Source organism: Marinobacter persicus (assembly GCF_002934325.1).
Taxonomy (GTDB): domain Bacteria; phylum Pseudomonadota; class Gammaproteobacteria; order Pseudomonadales; family Oleiphilaceae; genus Marinobacter; species Marinobacter persicus_A.
The window spans coordinates 1-5322 of record NZ_PTIV01000056.1; the positions used below are offsets into that span (position 1 = coordinate 1).

Genomic DNA, 5322 nt, shown 5'->3' on the forward strand with positions numbered 1-5322 from the left:
GAGTGCAGCACTCCGGGGAAGCTCACCAGTGTCAGATCGACTTCGGCATCCTGCATCTCTTTGACCAGGCTCGCCACCTGATCCGAGGGGACCAGCTTGTCGGCACCGCCGGTATACACCTGGACCCTGGCTTTTACGGACCCGGGTTCAGCCTGGAGGGGGCTGCCGAGCGCACCGTGGAAGCTGACAACGCCGTCCAGATCGACACCCATGCGCGCCATGTTGAGAACAACGGCACCGCCAAAGCAGTAACCTTGTGCTGCAATTCGGGACCCATCAACACTTTCGTGGTTCTTCAGGATGTCCATCGCCTTCATGAAGCGTGCCTTAACCTGGTCCATGTCCCTGGTGGCTTCCTGCATGAATTTCTGGGCAGTATCGGGATGGTCGGCTTGTTTGCCAGAGCCATACATATCCAGCGCAAACGCTGTATAGCCGGCGGAAGCAAGCCGTTCCGCCTGATTCCGGGCGAATTCATTGTGCCCCCACCATTCATGGACCACCAGAACCCCCGGGCGCTTTTGCCCGAATTCATCATCCCAGGCCATGTAGCCGGTAAAGGTCTCGTCGCCGACTTGATACTCAATGGTTCTGGTTTGCGTTTCTGCCAGTACCTGCGTACTGGCAACAGTGAGTGACAGCGTGGCTGCTGCCAGTGCTGTTTTCAGGGTGCTCATCATCTGTTTGCTCCTTTTCGCTCGTTATGAGTCAATTTGCGTAGCGATTATGTACGGGTAGACATCGACCAAAGCTCACAGGAAATGTCGCCACGTGAGCGAACACGAATTTAATCGCTCGCTCAAAGCGCGATTCCTGTCCCGTCGTTACTGGCAGCGGGCGCGCAGCAGTCGCGTTGCGGCATCAAACACGGCGAGGTCTTCTTCGGTGCGCGCGGCAAGGTGGGCTCCTTCCAGCATCGCCAGGGTCGCCTGCGCTTCATCGGCGGGACCCAGGATGGCCGAGACGGATCCATCCCTGTGCCCCAGCTCAAACGTTGCTGTAATCCACTGCAAGACCATTGCGCGAATGGCGCCGACTCTGGCAATGACAGTGTCGGACAGGCTTTCGCGGCAGGTCGAAAAGGCAACACACAGACACACGGTCTGGCCATCATGTAAGGCCCCGCGGTACAGGGCAATGAGTGCCTTGAGGCGCGCGCCGGCGCTGGCATGGGCTGCATCTATCTCGGTCAGACCCTGCTGCAGACTGGTCTGATAGCGCTCGATCAAGGCTTCGGAGAGCTTCGCCTTGGTGGGGAAATGATAATGGATCGAGGCCTTTCGAATGCCGATGGCCTCAGCCAGATCCGCATAGCTGAACCCGTCAAAGCCCCGTGACCGAACGGTGTGCTCGGCAAGGTCCATCAGGGCTGTTCTGGTATCACGGTTCATGGTTATTCACCTGTTTGCCTTTGCAATCCCGCTATTGCCGGGCCTTATACCCTCGGTGCCCCGGCAAATCGCAGGTGCCCCGTTTTCATCCAGATCTTGGCGCCGCCGTCCCCGGCCGCCACGGACAACCTGTGTCCTTCAGGGAGGCGCAGCCAGTCATGCCTGGCCAGCATCTCGCCATCCCTGGTGACCGAACCTTCGATCACCAGCAGCTCGATTCCGCCGGGCGCCTCAGAGGTCAGTGTCGCCCCCGCATCGAGCTGGCTGTAGGTCACGATCTCACGATCGTCCTCATGCAGCTTTGTGGTGGCAACGCCGCCCACCGGGACCCCCAGCCCGGCCTCCATATTCTTGCTCAACTGGGTCCGGTCGGCCAGGTCGAACTGCCACAGTTTCACAAATATCGTGCAGCCCGTTTCAGAGCCCGGAATATGTGACGTGGTTGGGGGGTTGCGCACATAGCTGCCCGCTGGGAAGTCACCGTGCTCGTCCTGGAACACGCCATCGAGTACGATGAATTCTTCTCCACCGGTGTGGGTATGTGCCGAGAAATGACTCCCCGGCGCATAACGAACGATGGTCGTGGCGCGGGCAACTTCCTCCCCGATCCGGTCCAGCATGCGCCGCTCCACGCCTTTCATGGGCGAGGGCTGCCATTCAATCTGGTCGGAATGCATAACCACCGGTTTGGAGAAATCTGCATTAATCTCCATGATATTCCTCCCTTTTTGGCCTTCATGTTTTCCGCGCTTGCATGAAACCCGAGGGTATCGGATCACCCGGCAATTGAAGGACGGGCTGCGACTTTTGCGCGCCAGGCCTGGAGATTGGTCAGGGACTCGGGAATGTCAACCTTCGCGAAATCCGCAAACCCCAGGCCGGCAAAGGCGGTGATGTCTGCGACCGAGAAGCTGTCGCCTGCGAGAAACTCATTGTCCGCCAGAACGCTGTCAAGGTAGGCCATGGTTGCGCTGGCAATTTCTTTCTGTTTATTACCCCATTCAGCACACTGCCAGGTTTCCAGATCCGGACCAAGCCCCGGGGTCGCGTGATGGAAATAGGCACCCACGGCATTCATCAGACCGTTTTCTGCCCGCAGATTCATCATTGCGATACGGGCACGCTCCGCTGGGGTTGTACCCATAAGGGACGGACCATCAAAGACACCGTCGATATATTCAGTGATGGCATTGCACTGGGCGATGCAGGTGCCGTCGTCAAGTTCCAGCATGGGCACGGTGGCATCCGGGTTTTTCGTCTTGAACGCATCGGAACGGTGCTCCCCGCCCATGACATCGACCGGGACGAATTCCACCTTATTCGTTGCGCCTTTTTCTGCCAGGGCGATGCGAACCCGTAGCGGGTTGGGAAAGCCTTCAGTGTCGTAAATTTTCATTGATTACCTCTGTTGGTCATTAAGCATACGACACGTAATTTACCTATCAGTAGGTAGGTTTGCAAGAGACAAATTGACGAGCCTGCTTTGTTTAGAACCGTTGACAAGGCATTCCAAACGGTGAGAACGGTCCAGGCCCTCCTTTCAGTAACACCGACGGGGGTTGCTCTGACATAGCCAGCGTTTCATTCAGGCCCGGATGAAACCCGAGCCTACTCCTTTGAGTTTATTATGTTTTATTGTCTAGGATTTCAGATTTCAGCTGCTTCAGAAGGTCTCTGGAGCTCTCATAATACAGGGTGTAGAACTGATCCAGATCAGCCAGCTTGGCAAGCGTTTGTTCATTGGTAATGGTTGCCTTGGCTTCGGCAATCACCTCCTTTCTGGCCTCGAGCCGTTTTATCTGCCCTTCCACCAAGGCAGCGTAAGGATGGGGACGAATCGCGAAAAAATCCTGGCGTTCACCCGGCATTGTTCGACGTTCAACAATGCCGAGTCTTTCAAGAAAGCACGTATTCGTACTGACGCTCGCCTTACTGACGCGCAACGTATCCACAAGCTGCGATGAGCTGACGGGACCATCCGACACGATAAGTGTCGCCCAAAGTTGGCCAGCGATGCGGGAAAAGCCTTCAGATTGAGCCTGAAGACCGAGGCGCTCAATAAAACGCCTGTCTGAATCAGTCAGTGTTTGCATAATCAGAAGATTGTAACGAACTCTGCCAACCCCCGCCCAGAGCTCGATACAAATTAACCGTTGACTGCAATTGATCACGCCGCGTTTCCACGAGATCAAGTTCGGTTGTAAACAGGCTTCGTTCAGCGTCCAGCACCTCCAGGTAACTGGACGCGCCCCCCTCAAAGCGCAATCGCGCAAGTTTAGTTGTGCTTCGCAGTGCTGCTACCTGCCGGGCCTGCGCTTCCAAGCGATCTTCGGTACCACGCACCCCGGCCATAGCGTCGAGCACCTCCCGAAACGCCACTTGAATGGCCTGACGATACGCAATCAGGGCCTGGCGTTGACGCGCCTCCGCCTGATTGACCAGTGCCTCGGAACGCCCAAAGTCCAGCAACGGGCCGACTAACGAGCCGCCCAACTGCCAAGTGGATGCGGAGCCCTGGAACAAGTCGCCACCGGAGGCACTTCGCAGGCCCAGCAGGCCCTCAAACGAAATCCTGGGCAGGAACGCCGCCCGGGCAACACCGATTTCGGCGTTGGCCGCTATCAACTCCTGTTCGGCTGCCGCAATGTCAGGTCGGCGGACCATCAGATCCGCCGGCCGGCCGGCAGGGACGCTGCCCGGAACATTCATCTCACCAATGGTATCCGCTACGGAAATATCACTCCGTACAATCTGTTGTGGATCTCGCCCCAGAAGCACTGCCAAGGCGTTTCGCTGAAGGGCGTGCTGCTGGCGAAGCCTCGGAAGTTCGGATTCAGCGGCTGCAAGCTCGGCTTCAGCCTGCCGCAGGACCAACTCGCTAACCTCGCCTCCTTCGGACCGGGCCCGTTGCAGGGCGACCGATTCGCGGCGGGATGACACGGTGCGTTCGGTGATGTCGATCTGACGATCAAGCGCACGCAAATTGAAGTAACCATTGGCTACCTCACCAATCACGGCTAGTCGCACGGCCTCGCGATTCGCTGCACTGGCCAGGAGACGTGCCCGGGCTGCTTCGCTGGCATTCGCAAGCCGCCCCCAAAGATCCAGCTCGTACGATAGCACCCCACCGACCTGGATATCGTTGAAGGGTTGACCACCACCAGCGCTGTTGACCACCTCATCACTCGGCCCCTGGCGCACCGCAGAGCCCTCTACCTCCAGAAGCGGATATTGTTCCGCCTGCTGCCCGGTAAGGCGCGCCCGTGCTTCGGCGACCCTGGCAGCAGCAAGTTGCAGGTCGCTGTTGGCACCAAGCGCCTCTTCAACAAGGGTGACAAGCGCCGGATCGCCAAAGCCACGCCACCAATCCAGGGGGAGTTTCTCGTCCGCCGAAAGTCGTGCGGAAGACCAGTTTTCCGGCACCGACGGCTCGGGTTTCTCAACAGTCGGCGCGAGTGAGCAGCCACCAAGTGACAACGCAATCACAGTGGCCAGCAATACCTTAACGATCATCAGCCTCACCTCCGTCTGCACGTCCGGGAGCGGCCGCAGCCGAGGCATCCTGGTCTCTGGAGCCACTCAGAAAATCCGTGATACGGCGGACCACCACATAGAACAGTGGAATAAAGAACGTCGCCAGTATCGTTGCCGAAATCATGCCGCCGAGAACCGCCGTTCCTATCGCAATACGCGTGGTTGCCCCGGCTCCACTGGCGAAAGCAAGCGGCAACACACCCATGCCGAAAGCAACCGATGTCATCAGAATCGGCCTCAAGCGCACTCGCGCCGCTTCCTTGGTTGCCTCAATCAGCTTCATTCCCTGCTCCTCGAGTGTTCGGGCGAACTCCACCAGAAGTATAGCGTTGCGCGCAGTCACACCAACGGTGGTCAGAATGCCAACCTGGAAGAAGACGTCGTTAGGAAGCCCGCG

At 58.0% G+C, this 5322-nt stretch carries 7 protein-coding genes; all 7 read right to left on the reverse strand.

Annotated features, from left to right (window positions below):
- A partial coding sequence (locus BY454_RS16215) for a dienelactone hydrolase family protein (protein ID WP_104417607.1) occupies positions 1–680 on the reverse strand: 680 nt, incomplete at its 3' end.
- A 144-nt stretch (positions 681–824) separates the two neighbouring features.
- Positions 825–1391, reverse strand: coding sequence for a TetR/AcrR family transcriptional regulator (locus BY454_RS16220; RefSeq protein ID WP_104417608.1), 567 nt, complete (start codon positions 1389–1391; stop codon positions 825–827).
- A 44-nt stretch (positions 1392–1435) separates the two neighbouring features.
- Entirely contained in the window at positions 1436–2104 is a 669-nt protein-coding gene (locus BY454_RS16225; protein WP_104417609.1) for a cupin domain-containing protein, read from the reverse strand.
- Positions 2105–2166: 62 nt separating this feature from the next.
- Complete coding sequence (locus BY454_RS16230) at positions 2167–2787, reverse strand: glutathione S-transferase family protein (protein ID WP_104417610.1); 621 nt, start codon at positions 2785–2787, stop codon at positions 2167–2169.
- A gap of 229 nt (positions 2788–3016) precedes the next feature.
- A complete protein-coding gene (locus tag BY454_RS16235) occupies positions 3017–3484 on the reverse strand; it encodes a GbsR/MarR family transcriptional regulator (RefSeq protein ID WP_104417611.1) in 468 nt (155 codons plus the stop codon).
- On the reverse strand, positions 3468–4904 hold the full coding sequence (locus BY454_RS16240; RefSeq protein ID WP_104417612.1) for an efflux transporter outer membrane subunit: 1437 nt from the start codon (positions 4902–4904) through the stop codon (positions 3468–3470). Before BY454_RS16240 ends, BY454_RS16235 begins: the two co-directional genes overlap by 17 nt.
- The coding region (locus tag BY454_RS16245; protein WP_181049781.1) for an efflux RND transporter permease subunit at positions 4894–5322 on the reverse strand (429 nt) is incomplete at its 5' end. The genes BY454_RS16240 and BY454_RS16245, both read right to left, overlap by 11 nt.

Coding starts and splice junctions, on each gene's coding strand:
- BY454_RS16225 (WP_104417609.1), bottom strand. CDS start 2,104: ATGGAGATTAATGCAGATTTCTCCAAACCGGTGGTTATGCATTCCGAC.
- BY454_RS16235 (WP_104417611.1), bottom strand. CDS start 3,484: ATGCAAACACTGACTGATTCAGACAGGCGTTTTATTGAGCGCCTCGGT.
- BY454_RS16230 (WP_104417610.1), bottom strand. CDS start 2,787: ATGAAAATTTACGACACTGAAGGCTTTCCCAACCCGCTACGGGTTCGC.
- BY454_RS16220 (WP_104417608.1), bottom strand. CDS start 1,391: ATGAACCGTGATACCAGAACAGCCCTGATGGACCTTGCCGAGCACACC.
- BY454_RS16240 (WP_104417612.1), bottom strand. CDS start 4,904: ATGATCGTTAAGGTATTGCTGGCCACTGTGATTGCGTTGTCACTTGGT.